The sequence below is a fragment of the Roseobacter sp. FCG-D35 genome (assembly GCF_033436665.1).
Taxonomy (GTDB): Bacteria; Pseudomonadota; Alphaproteobacteria; order Rhodobacterales; family Rhodobacteraceae; genus JAWQFO01.
This window is the reverse complement of the sequence record NZ_JAWQFO010000004.1, coordinates 346,116-368,090: the sequence shown is the minus strand read 5'-3', so window position 1 is coordinate 368,090 and position 21,975 is coordinate 346,116. Positions and strand designations below refer to the sequence as shown.

Annotated in this window: 16 protein-coding genes; 15 read left to right on the top strand and 1 reads right to left on the bottom strand. The window is 65.9% G+C overall.

Translation table 11 applies throughout. The features are described 5' to 3' along the window. Window positions 1–39: 39 nt before the first annotated feature. The 15 genes from R5H30_RS12620 to parA all read left to right on the top strand — a co-directional run bounded on the left by R5H30_RS12620 (window position 40) and on the right by parA (window position 20,406). Window positions 40–1,020 carry a carbohydrate ABC transporter permease gene (locus tag R5H30_RS12620; protein ID WP_318328750.1) on the top strand — a complete coding sequence of 327 codons (981 nt, stop codon included), beginning with the start codon at window positions 40–42 and terminating at the stop codon, window positions 1,018–1,020. 12 nt (window positions 1,021–1,032) lie between these two features. After that, window positions 1,033–2,157 (top strand): carbohydrate ABC transporter permease, encoded by a 1,125-nt coding sequence (locus tag R5H30_RS12615; protein WP_318328749.1) that lies wholly within the window; start codon window positions 1,033–1,035, stop codon window positions 2,155–2,157. 14 nt (window positions 2,158–2,171) lie between these two features. Continuing rightward, window positions 2,172–3,830 carry an alpha-glucosidase gene (locus R5H30_RS12610; RefSeq protein ID WP_318328748.1) on the top strand — a complete coding sequence of 553 codons (1,659 nt, stop codon included), beginning with the start codon at window positions 2,172–2,174 and terminating at the stop codon, window positions 3,828–3,830. 27 nt (window positions 3,831–3,857) lie between these two features. Beyond that, window positions 3,858–4,955, top strand: coding sequence for an ABC transporter ATP-binding protein (locus R5H30_RS12605; RefSeq protein ID WP_318328747.1), 1,098 nt, complete (start codon window positions 3,858–3,860; stop codon window positions 4,953–4,955). Between the two features lie 117 nt (window positions 4,956–5,072). Next, a complete protein-coding gene (locus R5H30_RS12600) occupies window positions 5,073–7,538 on the top strand; it encodes a heavy metal translocating P-type ATPase (RefSeq protein WP_318328746.1) in 2,466 nt (821 codons plus the stop codon). Window positions 7,539–7,688: 150 nt separating this feature from the next. Beyond that, window positions 7,689–9,605 (top strand): PhoX family protein, encoded by a 1,917-nt coding sequence (locus R5H30_RS12595; protein WP_318328744.1) that lies wholly within the window; start codon window positions 7,689–7,691, stop codon window positions 9,603–9,605. Window positions 9,606–10,012: 407 nt separating this feature from the next. Next, window positions 10,013–11,980 carry an acetate--CoA ligase gene (gene acs / locus R5H30_RS12590; RefSeq protein ID WP_318328743.1) on the top strand — a complete coding sequence of 656 codons (1,968 nt, stop codon included), beginning with the start codon at window positions 10,013–10,015 and terminating at the stop codon, window positions 11,978–11,980. 11 nt (window positions 11,981–11,991) lie between these two features. Continuing rightward, window positions 11,992–12,681: an adenylate kinase gene (locus R5H30_RS12585; RefSeq protein ID WP_318328742.1), complete on the top strand. Its 690-nt coding sequence runs from the start codon at window positions 11,992–11,994 to the stop codon at window positions 12,679–12,681. An 87-nt stretch (window positions 12,682–12,768) separates the two neighbouring features. Next, window positions 12,769–13,029: a DUF4212 domain-containing protein gene (locus R5H30_RS12580; RefSeq protein WP_318328741.1), complete on the top strand. Its 261-nt coding sequence runs from the start codon at window positions 12,769–12,771 to the stop codon at window positions 13,027–13,029. A 13-nt stretch (window positions 13,030–13,042) separates the two neighbouring features. After that, the gene (locus tag R5H30_RS12575) at window positions 13,043–14,830 is read left to right on the top strand and encodes a sodium:solute symporter family protein (RefSeq protein ID WP_318328739.1); all 1,788 of its coding nucleotides are present in this window, start codon (window positions 13,043–13,045) and stop codon (window positions 14,828–14,830) included. Between the two features lie 126 nt (window positions 14,831–14,956). Further along, on the top strand, window positions 14,957–16,786 hold the full coding sequence (locus R5H30_RS12570; protein WP_318328738.1) for a DUF294 nucleotidyltransferase-like domain-containing protein: 1,830 nt from the start codon (window positions 14,957–14,959) through the stop codon (window positions 16,784–16,786). 4 nt (window positions 16,787–16,790) lie between these two features. Further along, complete coding sequence (locus tag R5H30_RS12565) at window positions 16,791–17,303, top strand: hypothetical protein (protein ID WP_318328737.1); 513 nt, start codon at window positions 16,791–16,793, stop codon at window positions 17,301–17,303. Further along, window positions 17,300–17,689: a response regulator transcription factor gene (locus R5H30_RS12560; RefSeq protein ID WP_318328736.1), complete on the top strand. Its 390-nt coding sequence runs from the start codon at window positions 17,300–17,302 to the stop codon at window positions 17,687–17,689. Before R5H30_RS12565 ends, R5H30_RS12560 begins: the two co-directional genes overlap by 4 nt. Next, entirely contained in the window at window positions 17,682–19,694 is a 2,013-nt protein-coding gene (locus R5H30_RS12555; RefSeq protein ID WP_318328735.1) for a 3'-5' exonuclease, read from the top strand. The genes R5H30_RS12560 and R5H30_RS12555 overlap by 8 nt, the downstream gene beginning before the upstream one ends. 79 nt (window positions 19,695–19,773) lie before the next feature. Beyond that, a complete protein-coding gene (gene parA / locus R5H30_RS12550) occupies window positions 19,774–20,406 on the top strand; it encodes a ParA family partition ATPase (protein ID WP_318328791.1) in 633 nt (210 codons plus the stop codon). 22 nt (window positions 20,407–20,428) lie between these two features. Here parA and R5H30_RS12545 read toward each other — a convergent pair whose 3' ends face one another. After that, complete coding sequence (locus tag R5H30_RS12545) at window positions 20,429–21,829, bottom strand: alpha/beta hydrolase (protein ID WP_318328734.1); 1,401 nt, start codon at window positions 21,827–21,829, stop codon at window positions 20,429–20,431. Window positions 21,830–21,975 lie beyond the last annotated feature (146 nt).

Here is a 21,975-nt window from a genome sequence, read left to right as displayed (position 1 = left end):
GGGACAACCCGCGCACGCGAACCGGGGGAGAAAGCCGCCATGTCGCCGCTGATTCAGGGGATACTTACCATCGTCATCGGGGTCGGAGGGTGCGTCGGCTACTTCTTCCTGTCCAACCTCGTCCTCGACAAGGTGATCTTTCCGGCGCGCGGGCCGAACCCGGGCGTGAACATCAACCGCGCCAACATGGTCCGGCCCTGGCTGTTCCTCTTCCCGGCGATGGCCGCGCTGGGACTTTACCTCGTCTACCCGGTGGTGGGATCGTTCTGGCGCTCGCTTTTCAACCGGTCCGGCGACGAGTTCATCGGCTTGGGCAACTACACGACCATGTTCGGCGACGACGGCTTTCGCACGGCGCTTTTCAACAACTTCCTCTGGGTGCTCGTGGTGCCGGCGGCCGCGACCTTCCTCGGGCTGCTGGTGGCGCAGCTCACCGACCGGCTGAAATGGGGCAACATCGCCAAGTCGCTGATCTTCATGCCGATGGCGATCTCTTTTGTCGGCGCCTCGCTGATCTGGAAATTCGTCTACGCCAACAATGCCGACATCGGCCTGATCAACGCTGTGCGCGATTTCTTCGGGGCCGAGCAGCCGCTCGACGTGCTGCAGGTCCGTTTCTGGAACAATTTCTTCCTGATGGTGATCCTGGTCTGGATCCAGACCGGTTTTGCCATGGTGATCCTCTCGGCGGCGCTGCGCGGCATCCCGGAAGAAACCGTGGAGGCGGCGATCATCGACGGGGCGAACCCGTTCCAGGTCTTCTTCAAGATCAAGGTGCCGCAGATCATGGGCACCATCGTCGTCGTCTGGACCACGATCACGATCCTCGTGCTCAAGGTCTTCGACATCGTCTACACGATGACGGGCGGCAATTTCGGCACGGACATCCTGCCCAGCTACATGATGTCCTACATGTTCCGCGATGACGGGCGCGCCACGGCGGTCGCCTTCGTGATCATGATCATCGTGCTGCCGGTGATGATCTGGAACATCCGGCAGGCCCGGGCAGAGATGCGCTGAGGAGGCGGGATCATGGACAATATCGCAGGAACCAAGTCGTCGCTCAGCTGGGCCGTGAACATCTCGGTCATCCTTCTGGTCGTGCTTTGGCTGGTGCCGACCATCGGCCTGCTGGTCTCGTCCTTCCGGGACCGCGACCAGATTTCCGCCTCTGGCTGGTGGCTGGCGCCATTCCCGGTCGAGCAGAATTTCCAGGCCAGGGCGGCATCGGACACCGCGCGCGAGGAAAACGGTGTCTGGATCATCGAGGGCAACGTTTTTGGTGAAGAGGGCGGCACGGTTGTCAACTTCGGGGGCACGCGCAGCGCGCCAACCGCGATGGCGCCGGGCGAGACCGCCGAACTGTCGCGCGACCGCAGCCTGACGGTGCAGGCGGACGGCAGTTTCGTCTACACGTCGCCAGAGGAGATCGACCGCGACCCGAGCATCTACTTCTCGTCCGCCACGCCGCCCGAATTCTCGATGGACAATTACAACACGATCATGGCCTCGGACAACATGGACCGGGCGTTCATCAACACGTTGACGGTGACGATCCCCGCTACCGTGATCCCGATCCTGATCGCGGCCTTCGCGGCCTACGCGCTGGCCTGGATGGATTTCCCGGGACGCGGGCTGCTGATCGCGATGGTGGTCGGCTTGCTTGTCGTGCCGCTGCAATTGGCGCTTGTGCCGCTCTTGCAGTTCCACAACAGCATCGGCGTCGGGCAGAGTTTCCTGGGTATCTGGATGGCGCATACCGGCTTCGGCTTGCCGCTGGCGATATATCTCTTGCGCAACTACATGGTCGGCCTGCCGCGCGACATCATCGAAAGCGCCAAGGTCGACGGCGCGACAGACTTCCAGGTTTTCACCAAGATCGTGCTGCCGCTGAGCTTCCCGGCGCTCGCCTCCTTCGCGATCTTCCAGTTCCTTTGGACTTGGAACGACCTGCTGGTGGCCAAGGTGTTCCTGCCCTCGAACTCGGAAAGCTGGGTGATGACGGTCAAGATCGCCGACGATCTTCTGGGCTCGCGCGGGGGCGACTGGGGCATCCTCGCCTCGGCGGCCTTCATCTCGATCGCAGTGCCGCTCATCGTGTTCTTTACGATGCAACGGTATCTTGTCCGCGGGCTGCTGGCAGGCTCGGTGAAATAGGGAACGACGGACGCATGACGATAAGCGAAAAGATCGACGCCCCGCAGGCGGCGGCCGTGGACCGGGACTGGTGGCGCGGGGCGGTGATCTACCAGATCTACCCGCGCAGCTTCCAGGACACCAACAACGATGGAATCGGCGACCTGCTCGGCATTGCCGCGCGGATGAGCTACATCGCTTCCCTCGGCGTCGACGCGATCTGGATCTCGCCGTTCTTCACCTCGCCGATGAAGGATTTCGGCTACGACGTCAGCGACTACTGCGACGTCGATCCGATGTTTGGCACGCTGGCCGACTTCGACGTGGTGGTCGAGGCTGCGCACCAGCAGGGCATCAAGGTGATGATCGACCTGGTGCTGAGCCATACATCCGACCAGCACCCGTGGTTCATCGAAAGCGAGGCGAGCCGCGACAATCCGAAAGCGGACTGGTTCGTCTGGTCCGACCCCAAGCCCGACGGCACGGCGCCGAACAACTGGCTGTCGATCTTCGGTGGACCGGCCTGGGAATGGCACACGGGCCGCGAACAGTATTACCTGCACAACTTCCTGACCGAGCAGCCGGATCTCAACTTCCACAACCCGGACGTCCAGAACGCGGTTCTGGGGGTCACGCGGTTCTGGCTCGACCGGGGCGTCGACGGGTTCCGGCTCGATACCATCAACTTCTACTTCGCCGACGCGCAGCTGCGCGATAACCCTCCGCTGCCCCTGGAGAAGCGAAACGACAACATCGCGCCGCGGGTCAATCCCTACAACTACCAGGACCATGTGCATTCCAAGAACCAGCCCGAGAACATCGCGTTTCTCAAGCGGTTCCGGGCGCTGCTCGACGAGTATCCCGCCGCCGCCTGCGTGGGCGAGGTGGGCGACGCGCAGAACGGGCTGAAGCTGATGGGCGAATACACCAGCGGACCCGAGATGGTGCACATGTGCTATGCCTTCGAGTTCTTGGGCAAGACCAAGCTCGACGCGACGCGCGTGGCGCAGGTCTTCGACGAACTCGACCGCGTGGCGCGCTTTGGCTGGCCCTGCTGGGCGTTCTCGAACCACGATGTCGTGCGCCATTCCAGCCGCTGGGATCTGAGCCCGGCGGCTCAGCGCCTGTTTGCCACGATGATTTGCTGCCTGCGCGGGTCGGTATGCATCTACCAGGGAGAAGAGCTTGGCCTGCCCGAGGCGGACGTGGCCTTCGAGGATCTGCAGGATCCCTATGGCATCCGCTTCTGGCCCGAGTTCAAGGGCCGCGACGGCTGCCGCACGCCGATGGTGTGGGAATCGAACAATCAGAACGGCGGATTTTCCGAAGGGTTTCCCTGGCTGCCGGTCAGCCACGATCACCTCAACCGCTCGGTTGCGCATCAAGAAGCCGAACCTGGCGCGATCCTGCATCATTACCGGCGCGCGATCGCCTTTCGCCGCGATCATCCGGCGCTGATCAAGGGCGATCACAACGGCGTCTTCGCCTTCGGCAACGTGCTGCATTTCACGCGCGTCCACGAAGACGAGACGATCTTCTGCGCCTTCAACCTTAGTGACATGCCGTCGCTGCACGGCATGCCGCCGGGCAACTGGATGACCATCGCACAGGAACTCGGCGGGGCGACCCCGTCGGCCGATTTCAAGCTGCATCTCGGCCCCTGGCAGGTGTGCATCGCAAAGAAACTGGACTGAACCGACGTCTTCGGGAGGGACGAAACCATGGCCAATCTGAAGCTGACCGATGTAGGAAAGGCCTATGGCGGCACGGTGGAGGTGCTCAAGCACATCGACCTCGACATCACGACGGGCGAACTCATCGTTTTCGTCGGACCCTCGGGCTGCGGCAAGTCCACGCTCTTGCGGATGATCGCCGGTCTGGAAAAAATCACCTCAGGCGAACTGACCATCGACGGCGTGCGCATGAACGACGTGCCGCCCGCGCAACGTGGCATCGCGATGGTGTTCCAGTCCTACGCGCTTTATCCGCACATGACGGTGCGCGACAACATGGCTTTCGCTCTGAAGCTCGCCAAGAAAAGCCAGTCCGAGATCGATGCCGCGGTGGCCCGCGCGGCCAAGGTGCTGCAACTCGACCAGTACCTCGATCGCCTTCCCAAGGCGCTTTCGGGCGGACAGCGTCAGCGTGTCGCCATCGGCCGCGCGATCGTGCGCGATCCCAAGGTCTACCTTTTCGACGAACCGCTGTCGAACCTCGATGCCTCGCTGCGAGTCGCCACGCGCATCGAGATTGCGCAACTCAAGGAGTCGATGCCGAACTCGACGATGATCTACGTGACCCATGATCAGGTCGAGGCAATGACGCTGGCCAGCCGCATCGTGGTGTTGGCCAACAAGGGCATTGCGCAGGTCGGCACACCGCTCGAGCTTTACGAGAGGCCCGAAAACGAATTCGTGGCGCAGTTCATCGGCTCGCCGGCGATGAATCTGCTGCCGGGCGAAATCGTCGGGACCGGCGACGTGACCGAGATCGCGGTCACCGGGGGCGGCGGCAGGATCCGGGCCAACATTCCGACCAAAGAGCAGGACATGGGGATGAAGGTGAACGTCGGGATCCGCCCCGAGGACATGATCGCTGCGGACGGCGAGAATTATGCCTTCTCGGGCGAGGTCGAGATCGTCGAGGCGCTGGGCGAGGTCACGCAGCTCTATTTCCATGCTGACGACGAATCGAAAGCACCGGTCATCGCCAAGCTCGCCGGGATCCACACCGGGTTGCGTGGGCAGGAAATGCACATGACCGCCGATCCGGCCAAGGTCCACCTGTTCAACAACGAACAGTCGCTGCTTTATCGCTGACGCCGCCACCTGCGCGGCACCTCTTGACCTTCCAGTTACTGGAACGCCTATGTGGACGTTCAGGAAATCCGCTGGTGAAGGTCGGCCGCTTTGGCACTATCTGCGACAATCGACAACATGTCCTGCGCTTCCTGCGTGGGGCGGGTGGAACGGGCACTCACCGGGCTGCCGGGTGCGCAGGACGCCCATGTCAACCTCGCCACCGGCACCGCCCGTGTGGCCGGCGTGGCCGCGCCCGAAGTCGCCGCGGCGCTGGCCGATGCCGGATACCCCGCCCGCACCGAGCAGATAGACTTCCGCATCCAGGGCATGAGCTGTGCCTCCTGCGTGGGGCGCGTGCAGCGCGCGTTTTCGGACGTGCCCGGCGTCATCGAGGCGCAGGTCAACCTTGCCACGGACCGTGCGCGCGTCCGAGTCCTTGCAGGCGCGGTCGCCGCCGAAGACCTGGCGCGTGCCGTCGAGGCCGCGGGTTACACGGTGCGCCGGATCGGCGTGGCGGACGACCAACAGGACCGAAAGGCGGCGGAGGCCGAGGACCTGCGGCGCATGACGCTGATCGCCTTCATCTTGACCCTGCCGGTCTTCGTGATGGAGATGGGGGCACACGCCTTTCCGGCGCTGCACCACCTGATCGCACAATCCATCGGGATGCAGACAGCGCGCGTGATCCAGTTCGTCCTGACCTCTGCCGTTCTCGCCTGGCCCGGCGCGCGGTTCTTCCGTCTCGGTGTACCGGCCCTGCTGAAGGGCGCTCCGGACATGAACGCGCTGGTCGCCCTCGGAGCTGGTGCCGCCTGGACCTATTCGACGCTGGCGACCTTCGCGCCCGGTCTGTTCCCGGCGGGAACGGCGCAAGTTTACTTCGAGGCCGCGGCCGTGATCGTGACACTGATCCTGCTCGGGCGCTGGCTCGAGGCGCGCGCCCGGGGCCGGACCGGAGCGGCGATCCGCGAACTCGTGGCGCTGCGCCCCGAAACTGCGCGCGTCGACCGCGACGGCACGGTCGAGGAGGTCGCTGTGCAGGACCTTCGGCTGGGCGACATCGTGCTGCTGCGCCCCGGAGACCGGGTCGCCACGGACGGCGCAGTCGTCTCGGGCCGCTCCTGGGTCGACGAGAGCATGCTGACCGGCGAAGCGCTTCCGGTCGAGAAGACGGCAGGGGACATGGTGACCGGTGGCACGGTCAACGGCTCTGGATCGCTACGCTTTCGCGCGACTGCCGTGGGGCGCGACACCGCACTTGCGCGGATCATCCGCATGGTCGAGGACGCCCAGGGCGCCCGCCTGCCGATCCAGGCGCTGGTCGACCGCATCACGCTCTATTTCGTCCCGGCGGTCATCGCGGTGGCCCTTCTCAGCATCGGAATGTGGCTCGCCCTCGGCCCCGAGCCGAGGCTGCCCTACGCCTTGGTTGCCGGTGTCGCGGTGCTTATCGTCGCCTGCCCCTGTGCAATGGGTCTCGCGACACCGACCTCGATCATGGTCGGCACGGGGCGCGCGGCGCGGCTGGGCGTACTGTTCCGCAGGGGCGATGCACTGCAGGCGCTGCAGTCGGTCGACGTGGTGGCCTTCGACAAGACGGGGACGCTGACCGAAGGGCGTCCGGAACTCACCGCGCTGCACGTCGCGCCCGGGCAGTCTGAAACGGACGCGCTGCGCCTTGCGGCGGCGGTCGAGGCGGTCTCGGAGCATCCCGTCGCTCATGCGATCCTGCGCGGTGCCGCGCAGCGGGGCCTGAACCATCCGGATGTCGAGGATTTCCGGGCGTACGCCGGGCTGGGGGCAGAGGGCAACGTCGAGGGCCGGCGCGTGCTGGTCGGCACCGACCGGTTGCTGCGACAAGAGGGGTTCGACCTGTCGCCGATCGCCGCTTCCGGTGAGGCGATAGCGGCGCGCGGGCAAAGCCCGGTCTTCGTCGCCGTGGACGGCATCGCGGTGGCGGCACTGGGTGTCTCCGATCCCGTGAAACCGTCGAGCGCGGCTGCCATCGCGGCGCTGCACGCGCAGGGCCTCAGGGTGGCGATGATCACCGGTGACAGCGCGGGAACGGCGCGGGCCGTTGCCGACCGACTGGGGATCGACGAAGTCGCGGCCGAAGTCCTGCCGGACGGCAAGGTCGCCGCGCTCGAGCGGATGCGCGGGGAAAACGGACGCCTCGCCTTCGTCGGGGACGGCATCAACGATGCGCCGGCGCTGGCTGCCGCCGACGTCGGCCTTGCGATCGGAAGAGGCACCGACGTGGCGATCGAGGCCGCCGACGTGGTGCTGGTCTCAGGCGACCTTGCCGGCGTGGTCGACGCCTTCGAGGTCAGCCGCCGGACGATGCGCAACATCCGCCAGAACCTGTTCTGGGCGTTTGCCTACAACATCGCATTGATTCCGGTGGCCGCCGGTGCGCTGTATCCGGCGTGGGGCATTCTTCTGTCGCCGGTTCTCGCGGCAGGCGCGATGTCGCTCTCGAGCGTCTTCGTCGTCACCAACGCGCTGCGCCTGCGCCGCGTCGCGACGGCCATGCCGGAGGCGAAGGCCGAAATGCTGCACCGCCCGAAACTGGCGAGGCAGAGGCCGCAGGAAAGCCGGTAAGTCGATCTTCGATCCTGACCGGCCAGCCCTGGAAGCGGCATGCCGTCGCAGCTATTCGCGTATGTCACGAATCTGTTGCTTCGCGTACCCTAGGGTCCGTCGAGCGCGCCGCTGGGGGGCGCTTTCCGACAGTCATATGGGAGCAAGCTGATGAATGACAGCCAGCACAAGTTTTCGCCAGACGAGTGGGACGAGGTAAATTTCCCGCGTTCGAAAGTGCAGGAATTCGACCGTGTGGTCGAACGCGCGATCTCGCGCCGCGGTTTTCTTGGCGGCGCATTGGCCTTCGGGTCCGGCGCGGCGGTGATGGGCACTGCCTTCCTCAAGGGCAGCACGGCGATGGCGCAGGAAAGCACGCGCTTTGCCTTCGAACAGATCGCGGCACAGACCGACGGCACCGTCCACGTGCCTGACGGCTACAGCTGGGACGTGCTGGTGCGCTGGGGCGATCCGCTGTTCTCGGACGCGCCGGAATTCAACGCCGAGACCGGCGTGCCGGTCCAGGGATCCGATCGTGTCTTCGGCGAGAACACCGATGGCATGGAGTTGTTCAACGTCGGCGGACGCGAGATCCTGGTCGTCAACAGCGAGTACACGAACAACGACATCAACCTGCCGCATACCGAAGAGGGCGACCCGGCGTCGGCGGATGACGTTCTGCTTCTGCAGCAGTTGCAGGGTGTTTCGGTCATGGAGATCGAAGAGGGCGACGATGGCTGGTCCGTGGTCGTCGACAGCCCGTTCAACCGTCGGATCCACCACAACTCGCCGATGAAGATCGTCGGCCCTGCGGCCGGGCACGACCTGCTCAAGACCGAGGCCGATCCGACCGGCACCGAGTCGCTCGGGACCTTCAACAATTGCGGCTCGGGCCGGACGCCCTGGGGCACCTACCTGACCTGTGAAGAGAACTTCAACGGCTACTTCGGCGCCACCGGTGAGATGCCGACAGACGAAAAGCTTGTTGCCGGATACGAACGCTACGGCGTCGGAGCGGACGGGTGGGGCTACAATTACCACGTTCACGATCCGCGGTTCGACGTCTCGAAGACCCCGAACGAACCGCATCGCGTGGGCTACATCGTCGAGATCGATCCCGCGAACCCCGACTCGACGCCGGTCAAGCACACGGCGCTGGGGCGGATCAAGCACGAGAACGCGGCGGCCGTCGTGGCGCCGGACGGACGTGTCGTGGTCTACATGGGCGACGACGAGCGTGGCGAGTTCATGTACAAGTGGGTCAGCCGCGACAGCTACATGCCGGGCGCTGACACCTCGACGCTGCTGAGCGAGGGTCAGCTTTTCGCCGCGAAGTTCAACGACGACATGACCGGCGAATGGGTGGCTCTGACGCCCGAGGCGACCGGCATGGACGCGGCCGAAATCGCGATCTTCACCCGGACCGCGGCCTCTGCAGTCGGTGCGACGACGATGGACCGGCCCGAATGGGTGGCGGTCAACCCGCAGGCGGTCGAGGCCTATTGCTGCCTGACCAACAACTCGCGTCGGGGGACCACAAACGACGACGGGTCGATCAAGACCAACGCCGGCGGCGACGAGATGAGCGTGAACGCGCCCAACCCGCGCGAGACCAACGAATACGGGCAGATCGTGCGCTGGCGCCCGCATGAGGACGATCACACGGTCGCGACGTTCGACTGGGATCTCTACGTCATGGCCGGAAACCCGGAGGTGCACGAAGGCACGCCCAACGCCGGGTCCGAGAACGTCAACGCGGGCAATCTCTTCAACTCGCCCGACGGTATGATGATCGATACCACCGGTGTGATCTGGATCCAGACCGACGGCGACGATTCGAACGAGGGCGACTTCGTGGGCATGGGCAACAACCAGATGCTTGCGGGCGATCCGGTGACCGGCGAGATCCGCCGCTTCATGACGGGTCCGAATGGCTCCGAGGTCACCGGTCTGACATGGTCGTCCGATCGCCGGTCGATGTTCGTCGGGATCCAGCACCCCGCCGCGCCGTTCCCGGACGGCGACGGCAGCCTGCCACGCTCGTCGATCATCGTGATAAAGCGCGACGACAACGCACTGGTCGGCTGAGCCGACGACGGCCCACCCCGGTCTTCCGGGGCGGGCCTGCTTTCTCCGCCTGCGTCGCGTCGACATGATTCGGCGCCTGATTCCCGACATCGATGCTCCCAATGACGCTGCGCTGCGGCATGCCGCCGCAGTTTCGCATTTTCTGTTAGCGCACACATCCTCAGGTTGAGACGCCGGCGGTATCGCAGGCCGCAGAACAGGATCGTTGAAAACATTGCCGGAATCGGGGGTTTGGCAAAGTTATTGACGAGAGTCCTAATTATCCGAAAAACAGTTTACAATCTACTTATTGATCTAGAACAAAAAATTCTGCGATTTACTGATCTAGTGTAGGACATCTTTGCAGCCGATGTGCGGCGCGCAGTGTTTGGGGCGTTGCCGACAGCCGCTTCCAGGAGGAGACACAGATGACCTTGCACGCCACACTCGACGACCGTGACGCGAACGTCCACGCCCCGTCCGATGCACTTGCGGCATCGGCGCGCGCGGACGCCGACACCTATCGGCGGCTCTATGCCGGATCTGTCGCGGACCCCGAAGGATTCTGGCGCGAGCACGGGCGCCGACTGGACTGGATGAAACCGTATTCCAAGGTCAAGGAAACGTCCTTTGCCTATGACGACGTGTCGATCCGGTGGTTTTCGGACGGCACGCTCAACGTCTCGGCAAACTGCATCGACCGCCATCTCGCGACGCGCGGCGAAACGACGGCGATCATCTGGGAACCCGACAGCCCGGACGAGGAGGCGCAGTACATCAGCTATGCGGACCTGCACCGCGAGGTTTCGATCTTCGCCAATGTGCTCAAGGATCTCGGGGTCGGCAGGGGCGACCGGGTCGTCATCTATCTGCCGATGATCCCGGCCGCCGCCTATGCGATGCTGGCCTGTGCGCGGATCGGGGCGATCCATTCCATAGTTTTCGCGGGCTTTTCGCCGGATGCGCTGGCCGACCGGATCAACGGCTGCGAAGCGAAGCTGGTGATCACCGCCGACCAGGCTCCGCGCGGTGGCCGCGTGACCCCGCTCAAGACCAACTGCGACCAGGCGCTGCGCCGCTGCGACGATCACGTCAAGCTGCTGGTGGTCGAGCGCACCGGCGGCCAGACGACCTGGGATGCCGATCGCGACATCCATTATGCAGAGGTGGCGGCGCGTGTTCCGACCGATTGTCCGCCCGAGGAGATGGGGGCCGAGGATCCGCTCTTCATCCTTTACACCTCGGGGTCCACGGGCAAGCCCAAGGGGGTCGTGCACACCACCGGCGGTTATCTCGCTTATGCTTCGATGACCCACGAATACGTCTTCGACTACCGGGACGGCGACGTCTACTGGTGCACGGCGGATGTCGGCTGGGTCACCGGGCACAGTTACATCGTCTACGGACCGCTTGCGAACGGCGCGACCACGCTGATGTTCGAGGGCGTCCCGACCTGGCCTGACGCCAGCCGCTTCTGGCAGGTCTGCGAGAAGCACAAGGTCACACAGTTCTATACCGCGCCCACAGCGATCCGTGCGCTGATGGGCAAGGGCGCCGACCCGGTCGAGCGATGCGATCTCAGCTCCCTGCGCATCCTCGGCTCGGTCGGCGAACCGATCAACCCCGAGGCCTGGAACTGGTACAACGAGGTCGTGGGCAAGGGGAAATGCCCGATCGTCGACACCTGGTGGCAGACCGAGACCGGGGGCATCCTAATCGCGCCCCTGCCCGGGGCGACGCCGACCAAGCCCGGTTCGGCCACGCTGCCTTTCTTCGGGGTGCAGCCGGTGGTTCTCGACGACCAGGGGCGAGAGCTTGAGGGACCGTGCGAGGGCGTGCTGGCGATCAAGGACAGCTGGCCGGGGCAGATGCGGACCGTCTGGGGCGATCACGAGCGGTTCGTGCAGACCTATTTCGAGATGTTCAAGGGTTACTATTTTTCCGGCGACGGCTGCCGCCGCGATGCCGACGGCTATTACTGGATCACCGGGCGCGTCGACGACGTGATCAACGTGTCCGGCCACCGGATGGGCACGGCGGAGGTCGAAAGCGCGCTGGTCGCCCACGCCGCGGTCAGCGAGGCCGCCGTGGTCGGCTGCCCGCACGACGTCAAGGGCCAGGGCATCTACTGCTACGTGACGCTGATGGATGGTGTCTCGCCGACCGACGATCTGCGCACCGAGCTTGCAAACTGGGTGCGGACGGAGATCGGGCCGATCGCCAAGCCGGACGCGATCCAATGGGCGCCGGGCTTGCCCAAGACCCGGTCGGGCAAGATTATGCGCCGCATCCTGCGCAAGATCGCCGAGAACGAGACCGGCAGTCTTGGCGACACCTCGACGCTGGCGGACCCGTCAGTGGTCGACGAACTGATCGCCAACCGGATCGCGTTGTGAGGGCGGCCGGGATGGACGGCACGACACCCACCCTTTCGCGCTGCGTGAACCTTGTCCTGCTGGGACCGCCGGGCGCGGGGAAGGGCACGCAGGCCCGCCTACTGCAAGAGCGGTTCGGCCTTATGCAGCTGTCCACCGGCGACCTTCTAAGGTCCGCCGTCGCCGCGGGGACGCCGGCGGGACAAGCGGCCAAGTCGGTCATGGAGAGCGGCGGGCTCGTGCCGGACGCGGTCGTGATCGCGATCCTGCGCGACCGGCTGGCCGCGGACGATTGCGCTGCCGGCGTGATCTTCGACGGCTTCCCGCGCACCATCGCCCAGGCAGAGGCGCTCGATGCTATGATGGCCGGACAGGGCCGGCAGATCACCGCCGCCGTCAGCCTCGAGGTCGACGATGCGGCGATGGTGGCACGGGTGTCGGGCCGGTTCACCTGCACAGCCTGCGGCGAGGGCTACCACGACAGCTTCAAGCGGCCCGGGACCCCCGGCAGGTGCGATGTCTGCGGCGGCGCCGAGTTCGCGCGCCGCGCCGATGACACGCCAAAGACGGTAACCGCGCGCCTCGCCGCCTATCATGCCGAAACGGCACCATTGATCGCCTATTACGCGCGGCGCGGCACTCTTGAGTGCGTGGACGCGATGGCGCCGATCACAACCGTTTCCGAAACCCTGACCGCCGTCGTCGCACGGACGCTGGCGTGAGGATCCCCGGCGCGCCGCGACGCGCGCCGGATCACCGAACCGGCGCAGCCGCGCCGCATCTCAACCGGACGGGAGGAGGAATTTCCCATGTCTGAACCATCCAAGGACAACGCATACTGGTCCGCCAATCTGCGTCTCATCACGTGGAGCCTGGTCATCTGGGCCCTCGTGTCATTCGGCTTCGCGATCCTGTTGCGGCCGCTTCTGTCGGGGATCACCGTCGGCGGCAGCGATCTGGGGTTCTGGTTTGCCCAGCAGGGGTCGATCCTTGTCTTCCTGATCCTGATCTTCTTCTACGCCTGGCGCATGAACAAGCTCGACCGCGACCACGGCGTCGACGAAATCTGAAAGGAGGGGAAAGATGGATCAGTTCACCCTGAACCTGCTGTTCGTGGGCGCGTCCTTCGCGCTCTACATCGGCATCGCGATCTGGGCCCGCGCCGGGTCCACCTCGGAATTCTATGCCGCCGGGCGCGGCGTTCACCCGGTCACCAACGGCATGGCCACCGCGGCCGACTGGATGTCGGCAGCCTCGTTCATCTCGATGGCGGGGCTTATCGCCTTCACCGGCTATGACAACTCGACCTTCCTGATGGGCTGGACCGGCGGCTACGTGCTGCTGGCGCTTCTGCTGGCGCCCTACCTGCGCAAGTTCGGCAAGTTCACCGTCTCCGAGTTCATCGGCGACAGGTTCTATTCCAGCACCGCGCGGCTTGTCGCCGTGATCTGCCTGATCGTCGCCTCGGTGACCTACGTGATCGGCCAGATGACCGGCGTCGGCGTGGCCTTCGGACGCTTCCTCGAAGTCTCCAACACCACCGGCCTGCTGATCGGTGCGACGGTGGTCTTTGCCTACGCAGTCTTCGGCGGCATGAAAGGCGTGACCTACACGCAGGTGGCGCAATACGTGGTGCTGATCCTCGCCTACACCATCCCGGCGATCTTCATCTCGCTGCAACTGACCGGCAACCCGATCCCGGGCCTCGGCCTTTTCGGCGATCACCAGGCCAGCGGCGAGCCGCTCCTGGCCAAGCTCGACCAGATCCTGCGCGAGCTCGGCTTCGCAGAATACACCACTCACAACGGCGACACGTTCAACATGGTGCTCTTCACCCTGTCGCTGATGATCGGCACCGCGGGCCTGCCGCACGTGATCATGCGCTTCTTCACCGTTCCCAAGGTGTCGGATGCACGCTGGTCGGCGGGCTGGGCGCTGGTCTTCATCGCGCTGCTTTACCTGACGGCCCCGGCCGTGGGCGCGATGGCGCGGCTCAACATCACCGAGATGTTCTGGCCCAACGGCACGGACGGCGAGGCGGTGTCGGTCGAGACCATCGAGAGCGATCCCGACTATGACTGGATGCTGACCTGGCAGAAGACCGGTCTGCTGGGCTGGGAAGACAAGAACGGCGACGGAAAGATCCAGTACTACAACGACGCCAGCGACACGATGGCCGAGCGCGCCGAGGCAAACGGTTGGCAGGGCAACGAACTCACCAACTTCAACCGTGACATCCTTGTGCTCGCCAACCCAGAGATCGCCAACCTGCCCGGTTGGGTGATCGGCCTTGTGGCTGCCGGCGGTCTGGCCGCGGCGCTGTCGACCGCGGCGGGTCTTCTGCTGGCGATTTCCTCGGCGGTCAGCCATGACCTCATGAAGGGCCAGCTGACGCCACAGATCTCGGAGAAGGGCGAGCTTCTGTCGGCGCGGATCGCGATGGCGGTGGCCATCGTGGTGGCGACCTACCTCGGGCTCAACCCGCCGGGCTTCGCGGCGCAGACCGTGGCGCTGGCCTTCGGCCTTGCAGCGGCGACGATCTTCCCGGCGCTGATGATGGGGATCTTCTCCAAGCGGATCAACAATCACGGTGCCGTGGCGGGCATGCTTGCCGGGCTCGTGGTGACGCTGGTCTACATCTTCCTGCACAAGGGCTGGTTCTTCATCCCCGACACCAACAGCTTCACGGATGCGGACCCGCTGCTCGGCACGATCAAGTCGACCTCGTTCGGCGCCGTGGGCGCGGCGATCAACTTTGCCGTCGCCTACATCGTCGCCGGGATGACCAAGGAGACGCCGCAGGAAATCCGCGATCTGGTCGAAAGCGTCCGTGTCCCGCGCGGCGCAGGTGCCGCGGCCGCCGGACACTGAGACGATGCCCCGGGGGCGCTTTGGCGCCCCCGGCGCGGTCCCGAGCGGGACCCTGACACGGCCCGGGCTTTGCCCCGGGCGTTATCTGCCCTTAGTGTGACGCCAGCGATCCAGAAGGCCGCACCCATGCCTGACCAGATGGTCTCTCTCATCGACCGGCTCACCCGCTTCGCCCCGTTCGACCTGCTTCCCGATGCCGAGCGCGCGGCGATGGCCGACGAGCTTTCCGAGATCGCCGCCGAGGCCGGAACCCTGCTGTTCGAGGAAGGCGCGGTGCTGCGCGGCCTCTACGTCATCGAAAGCGGTGCGGTCGATATCTGGTCGCAGGGCAACGATCTGGTGTCGCGGCGCGGCCCGGGCGACTGCATGGGCGAACGCGGTCTGCTGCGCGAAGGGCGCGCCATGCTGACTGCCCGAATCTCCGAGCCCGCGCGCCTGTTGCTGCTGCCCGCCGCGCGGTTCCGCCATCTGCTGGACGCGGTGCCGGAATTCGCGCGCTGGTTCGCCCGCGCCCAGCCGTTCGCAGAACCCGCGCCGGGCGGTGCGTTCGCCACGGGTCTGACCGCGCTTCAGGTCTCCGACCTCATGTCCCGCGACCCGGTCAGCTGTTCGCCGGTCGCAACCGCGACCGAGGTCGCCCGTCTGATGCGGGACCGCGTGATCAGCTCCACACTCGTGGTCGACAGCGGGCATCTTGTCGGCATCGTCACGGTGCACGACCTGGCCAACAAGGTGCTGGCCGAGGGGCGCGACGGCGGTGTTCCGGTGCGCGAGATCATGACCGACAAGCCGCTCGTCATCGCGCCCGGGGCGACGGGGCTCGACGCCATGATCACGATGACCGAGAACCGCATCAACCACCTTCCGGTGCAGGACGCGGGCGGCAAGGTGGTCGGGATGATCGGCAAGACCGACCTCTTCCGCCAGCAGGCGGCGACGGCGAGCCGAATAGCCGTCGACATCCTGGCGGCCGAAAGTCCCGCCGAGATGGCCGGCGTCATCGCGCGCCTGCCGCAGCTTCTGAGCCATCTCGTCGCCGCGCGCACGCGGCCCGAAGCCATCTCGCGCCGGATCACGGACCTGACCGATGCCGCGACCCGCCGCCTACTGCGTCTGGCAGAGCACCGCTTCGGTCCGCCGCCGGTGCCTTATCTCTGGGCCGCCTGCGGCAGTCAGGGCCGACGCGAACAGACCGGCGTGTCGGACCAGGACAACTGCCTGATCCTCGACGATGCCGCGACACAGGCCGACGACGACTATTTCGCGGCTTTGGCGGTCTTCGTCTGTGACGGGCTCAACGAGATCGGTTTCGTCTACTGCCCCGGCGACATGATGGCCACGAATCCGCGCTGGCGGCAGCCGCGCCGGGTCTGGCGCAGCTATTTCGCGCGCTGGATCGCCGAACCCGACACCGAGGCGCAGATGCTGGCCTCGGTCATGTTCGACCTGCGCCCGGTCTCGGGCGCGGCGCACCTTCTCGACGAGATGCAGGCCGAAACCCTCGCGTCTGCCAAGCGCAACTCGATCTTCGTGCGCCACATGGTGTCGAACGCCCTGAAGCACACCCCGCCGCTCAGCCTTTTCCGGGGTTTTGCGCTGATCCGATCCGGAGAGCACAAGAACACACTCGATCTGAAACACGCAGGCGTGGTCCCGGTGGTCGATCTCGGCCGGGTCTACGCGCTGCGCGGGGCGATCGAGGCGGTCAACACGCGTGCCCGGATCGAGCAGGCTGGCGCGGAGGGGGTTGTGTCCTCGGTCGGCGCGCGTGACCTGCTGGATGCCTACGACCTCATTGCCGAGACCCGGCTCGAGCACCAGGCCCGGCAGATCGCCGAGGGCCGCGCACCGGACAATTTCCTGGCGCCGGGCGCGCTGTCGGAACTGGACCGCAATCATCTGCGCGACGCATTCATGGTGGTTAAGACCATGCAGTCGGCGCTGGGACAGGGGTAGGCGCATGTTTTTCGAACTCGTCGCTGCGATCATCGCGGGTATCGGGGCTGCCGGAGTGGTGCTGCTGGCCGGGCGCGTCGCGGGCCCACGCCTGCCGCGCTGGCTCGCCCCGGTCGCCGCGGGGCTCGCCATGATTGCCGTTGCCATCGGGTCCGAGGCGACATGGGGGGCGCGCACCGCCGATAACCTGCCCGAGGGGTTCGTGGTCGTCGACGAGGTGCGCCAGACCACGTGGTGGCGCCCCTGGACCTACGCCCACCCGCAGGTGGTGCGCCTGATGGCGCTCGACACGGCCGGTGTCCGGACCCATCCAAACGCGCCGGACCTGCGGCTTGTCGATCTCTATCTCTTCGAACGCTGGCAGCCGTCGGCCCGGGTCCCCCAGATCCTGCGCTGCGGCGCCGATCCCGCACGCGCCGAAGTCACCGAGGCGGTGCTCGAGAACCCCGCTTTGGCAGACTGGCGTCCGGCAGACGCTGCGCTGGCGACGCCGGCCTGCGCGGAGGCGGGCGGATGAGCGAGGCTCCGAAAAAGGTTCTTCTGGTCGAGGACGAGGACAACATCGCCCTGGCGCTGGAGTTCCTGATCGGCCGCCGCGGCTTCGGTCTGCGGCGCGTGGCGACCGGCACCGCGGCGCTGGCCGCGCTCGACGAAGAGCGGCCGGATCTCGTCGTCCTCGACGTGATGCTGCCCGGCCGGTCCGGCTACGAGATCTGCCAGATCATCCGGGAAAGCGATGCGCTGCGCGAGACCAAGGTGCTGATGATCACCGCCTCGGGCGGCGAGGTGGAGCGGCGCAAGGGCATGGCGCTGGGGGCTGATGCGTTTTTCACCAAGCCCTTCGACACGCGGCAGCTGACCGACACGATCTGCGATCTGCTCGATGAGGGCGCCCATGGCTGAAGCGCTCGGGCTCCGGCTGCGCTTTGCCCTGTTCTTCGCGGCGTTGGCGGGCGTCGGGATGGTCTGTCTCGCGCTCGGTCTCTGGCTGGGCCATCGCCACGCCGGCGGTCCGGTCACGGGCTATCTCACGGCGGGCATCGTTGGCGGGTTCGGCCTCGCCGGGGCCTGCGCGCTGGTCGGTCTGCTCTTCGACGAGAACGTCGCGCGCCCGATCCTGTCGGTCGCCGCCGACCTTGAGACCCGCGCCCGATCCGGTGTGGCAACCGAGATCGACGCCGGCCAGGCGCGCTATCTCGGGGCGCTGGCGCCGTCCGCGCAGGCGATCCACGCGGCGCTCGAAGAGGCGCGGGCCAGCCAGGAGCGCGCCATCGCTGAACGCACGGCGCGCGTCGCGCGCGATCGGGCGCTGTTTGAAACGCTGGTCGGCGATCTGGCCGAGGGCGTCGTCGTCCTGTCGCCTGACCAGCGCATCATGCTCTACAACCGGACGGCGGTTGCCGTCCTCGGCGATCTCGCGCTTGGGCGCAGTCTTGAGCGCTACATCCGGCCGGGCCCGGTCGAGAGCGCGATCGCGCGTCTGGCTGAAACCGGAAGCGGCCCGGAGAGCTTCCTCGCTACGACGGCGGACGGTGTCCGGGTCGTGACCGGTGCTGTCTCCGAGGTTTCCACGGGTGACGAGGCCGTCGGCAACGTGCTTCTCTTTCGCGACACGACCGAAGATCTGCGCATTCATGGAGAGCTTGAGCGGCTGCTGAGGACCACCATCGAGGGCGGGCGCCGCCCCGCGGCGGCCATGGGCGCCGTGCTCGACGTGCTGCAGTCCGTGCCCGACCTCGACGCCGCTAAGCGCGCGCGCTTCGACGCGGCGCTGCGCGACGAAATTGACAATCTGTGGCGCGTGCTCGCCGAGGCGGCCGAGGCCGAGCAGGTTTTCAATGCGGCGCGCTGGCCGATCCGCGAAGTTGCGGTGCGCGATCTCTTCGCCGCGCTGGACGCCCGCTTTGCTGGGCAGGTCTCCTCGCAGGACAGCGATCTGATCCTGCGGTGCGACGGGTATGCGATAACCGAAGTCCTGGCGCAGGTCGTCTCGGGCGTGCTGGTCTCCGGATCCGCCCGTGTCAATCTGTGCGCCGAAGCCGCACCCGACGGTGTCCGCGTGCTGACCCGTGCAGGCCAGGGCCACGTGGCGCAAGGGGATCTCGAGACCTGGCTTTCGGCCCCGTTCTCGCCCGCTTACGGAGCCTATTCGGGCCATGATGCGCTCCGCGTGCATCGTACCGATATGTGGGTCGAGGCTGCGGACGCGGGGATGGCCGTCGTGCTGATCCTGCCCGAAGCGACACGGACTACGACTGCGCACCTCAACCGGCTGCGCCACTCGTACGACTTCGAACTGCCCGCAGAGGCCGATGGCGTCTGGGCGCAGCGCCGCCTGTCGGACCTGACCTTCGTGGTCTTCGATACCGAAACCACGGGCCTCGACCCCGACCGCGACGCCGTGATCCAGCTGGCCGGTGTCAGGATCGTCGGGCGCAAGCTGGTTCCGGGCGAGATTTTCGACGCGCTTGTCGACCCTGGCCGGCCAATTCCGGAGTCGTCCTCGGCGATCCACGGCCTGACCGATGACATGGTCGCCGGCGCAAGGCGCTTCGAGACAGTAGCGGCACAGTTTCAGGGCTTTGCCGACGGGGCGGTTCTTGTCGCGCATCACGCGGCCTTCGACATGTCGTTTCTCGACCGACGCGACGCGGCATCCGAGCTCGGGTTCGACCAACCGGTGCTCTGCACGGCGCGGCTGTCGCTGTCGCTGTTCCCGCACAGCTCGGACCACACGCTCGACGCGCTCGCGGCCAGGCTTGGAGTATCGATTGCGGAAGAGGACCGGCATACGGCCATCGGTGATGCCCGGGCCACGGCAGAGGTGTTTCTCAAACTCGTCGCCCTGATGCAGGCCCGCGGCATCGACGACCTGGGCACGGCGATGGCGTTTCAGGCCCGCGCGTGACCGGTTACGTCGGGTCTCGCCATGCCGTGCCGCATGCGCTATGCTGCACCGCAGAGAAACATCGGTCGGGGTCGAGGCGATGGCAGGACATATCATCACCGTTGCGCAGCAGAAGGGCGGGTCGGGAAAGACCACCGTTGCCGCGAACCTCGCAACGGCCTTCCTGCAGGTCGGACACAGCGTCGCGATCGTCGACACCGACCCGCAGGGCAGCCTTGGCAAATGGTTCATGAAGCGCCTCGATCAGCTGGGCGAGGACGATGGCCTGCGTTTTTCGACCGCAAGCGCCTGGGGCATTTCCTACGAGTTGCGGTCGCTCACCAAGACCGCCGATATCGTGATCGTGGACACGCCGCCGAAGGCCGACAGCGATCTGCGCCCGGCGCTGCGCGAGGCGGACACGATCCTGGTACCGGTCTCGGCCAGCCATGTCGATCTCTGGGCCACGCAGGAGGTGCTGGATCTTGCCGCGCGCGAATACAAGCGTGCCGCCATCGTGATGAACCGGACCCGGTCGGGAACCCGGCTGAACGCCGAGGTGGCCGACGCGGCGGCACAGATCGACGCGACGCAGTTCGCAACGAGCCTCGGCAATCGCGTTGCCTATGCCGAGGCTCTCGGCAAGGGGCTTGGCGTCATCGAGCTCCGTCGCGGCAGTCCCGCGGCCAACGAGGTGCGTGCGCTGGCCAACGAGGTTCTGGCCACGTTCTGATGTCGTCCCTCGGCCGGGCCGTCTAGAGGCCCCAGGCCGCCATCGCGCCGCGCAGCAAGGCCGGTGAGACGCCTTCGCCGAGCTCCCGGTCATAGGGCCGCAACCGGGTGATTTCGCCGGCGCGGATCGCGCGCACGAAACGCTCTGTTTCCTCTGCCGACGCGATCGGTGCCTGCGCGCCAAGCGCCGCCATCACCGCTTCCTCGGATACTTTTTCACCGAGGATGATCTCGTGGATCTTGGCGAGGATGTCGCGGTCTTCCATCAGGAAGGCATGCGACCCGGTGTCGAAATCGTGCACATTCGCATCCGGTGTGGTGGCGAGGGCGGCCGACCAGGCCGGAATCGTGTCGTCGCCCGGCCCCTTGCCGAACTGCACCGGCGAGGTGTTCACTCCGGGCGTATAGCCCGGCGGCAGAACAGGCTCCCACGTGGCGCTGTCGAGCGTCGTGTTCGCCTCGGTGACTCGCAGGTGATGCAGCTTGTCGGCGGATTGCACGGGCAGGGGCAGCGCAAGCTGATGTCTCACGCTGAGACCGCGCGGGATTTGCCCGGTCCGGACCCAGGACGGGTAGCGCAGCAGCGTTGCGGGATCGTAGCAATCGACGGGCGCCCCGCTGACGGCATCGGTCACCGGGTAGGCGGCAAGGCCAAGTTCGGTGTGCCATTGCGTGTAGCTCGACATGTCGATCGGCAGCAGGCTGTACATGCCCGGCCAGGACGAGGTGATCTCGGCCACGGTCGCATCGCCGTAGAGGTAGTTAAAGAGATTGTCGCCGTTGAAGATCCGGTCGAGTTGCCCGAAGTAGCCGTAGAAGGGCGTGCCGACGGTGATCACCCCGGCCAGCGCATCGGCCATCTGGTGGTCGGATGTCATCAGCAGCTTGGCGACCATCCCGCCCATGCTGTGCCCGACCAGCCAGGTGTTGTGCAGAAGACCCTGGCCGGTCTGGTTCAGCGCCCGGTCCGACATTTCCTCGAGGACCTGGGCCAAATGGGCGACCGAGCGCGTGGTTGCGCGGCGCCAGTCCCAGCCAAGAAGCAGCACATTGGCCGCGATGTCGTTGCGGAAGTACTGCACCGCGTCGCGATAGGGATGCACCTGACAATAGTCGATGTCGCCGACCGGGACGACGATCCGGTGCCCGGTGTCGAAGAGGTCGACGTCGATCGGCAGCCTCAACGCCTCGCCGAAAAACAGCCCCCAATCGACCCAGATCGTGCTGCGGAACGCGCTTGGCGGCTGTGCGATCCCGCTGAACGGGATCCAGGCTTGACGCAGGCGCGACCCGAGCCCGCCCGGCAACAGGATGATCGTCGGTCTGTCGGGGTCGTAGGTCTGGAAGAACGCGTCGATGGCGTTGTCGAGGAATTGCATGGTCTCGACGCCGACGGCGTCGAGGTAGGCAGTCGAAGCAGGCATGGCGAAATTCCTTTTGTCTCAAGTGAGAACGGACAAATCGGCATCTTAACAATGGCGACATGATCCGGGTTGAACCCGATTCCGTCAATTGCCGGGCTCGCAATCGCCCTCGGGGGCGCGGCCACATTGCATTTTGTCGGATGGGC

What these genes read in the sequence shown, in the direction of transcription:
- R5H30_RS12620 (WP_318328750.1), top strand. Translation starts at nt 40, where the DNA reads ATGTCGCCGCTGATTCAGGGGATACTTACCATCGTCATCGGGGTCGGA.
- R5H30_RS12615 (WP_318328749.1), top strand. Translation starts at nt 1,033, where the DNA reads ATGGACAATATCGCAGGAACCAAGTCGTCGCTCAGCTGGGCCGTGAAC.
- R5H30_RS12610 (WP_318328748.1), top strand. Translation starts at nt 2,172, where the DNA reads ATGACGATAAGCGAAAAGATCGACGCCCCGCAGGCGGCGGCCGTGGAC.
- R5H30_RS12605 (WP_318328747.1), top strand. Translation starts at nt 3,858, where the DNA reads ATGGCCAATCTGAAGCTGACCGATGTAGGAAAGGCCTATGGCGGCACG.
- R5H30_RS12600 (WP_318328746.1), top strand. Translation starts at nt 5,073, where the DNA reads ATGTCCTGCGCTTCCTGCGTGGGGCGGGTGGAACGGGCACTCACCGGG.
- R5H30_RS12595 (WP_318328744.1), top strand. Translation starts at nt 7,689, where the DNA reads ATGAATGACAGCCAGCACAAGTTTTCGCCAGACGAGTGGGACGAGGTA.
- acs (WP_318328743.1), top strand. Translation starts at nt 10,013, where the DNA reads ATGACCTTGCACGCCACACTCGACGACCGTGACGCGAACGTCCACGCC.
- R5H30_RS12585 (WP_318328742.1), top strand. Translation starts at nt 11,992, where the DNA reads ATGGACGGCACGACACCCACCCTTTCGCGCTGCGTGAACCTTGTCCTG.
- R5H30_RS12580 (WP_318328741.1), top strand. Translation starts at nt 12,769, where the DNA reads ATGTCTGAACCATCCAAGGACAACGCATACTGGTCCGCCAATCTGCGT.
- R5H30_RS12575 (WP_318328739.1), top strand. Translation starts at nt 13,043, where the DNA reads ATGGATCAGTTCACCCTGAACCTGCTGTTCGTGGGCGCGTCCTTCGCG.
- R5H30_RS12570 (WP_318328738.1), top strand. Translation starts at nt 14,957, where the DNA reads ATGCCTGACCAGATGGTCTCTCTCATCGACCGGCTCACCCGCTTCGCC.
- R5H30_RS12565 (WP_318328737.1), top strand. Translation starts at nt 16,791, where the DNA reads ATGTTTTTCGAACTCGTCGCTGCGATCATCGCGGGTATCGGGGCTGCC.
- R5H30_RS12560 (WP_318328736.1), top strand. Translation starts at nt 17,300, where the DNA reads ATGAGCGAGGCTCCGAAAAAGGTTCTTCTGGTCGAGGACGAGGACAAC.
- R5H30_RS12555 (WP_318328735.1), top strand. Translation starts at nt 17,682, where the DNA reads ATGGCTGAAGCGCTCGGGCTCCGGCTGCGCTTTGCCCTGTTCTTCGCG.
- parA (WP_318328791.1), top strand. Translation starts at nt 19,774, where the DNA reads ATGGCAGGACATATCATCACCGTTGCGCAGCAGAAGGGCGGGTCGGGA.
- R5H30_RS12545 (WP_318328734.1), bottom strand. Translation starts at nt 21,829, where the DNA reads ATGCCTGCTTCGACTGCCTACCTCGACGCCGTCGGCGTCGAGACCATG.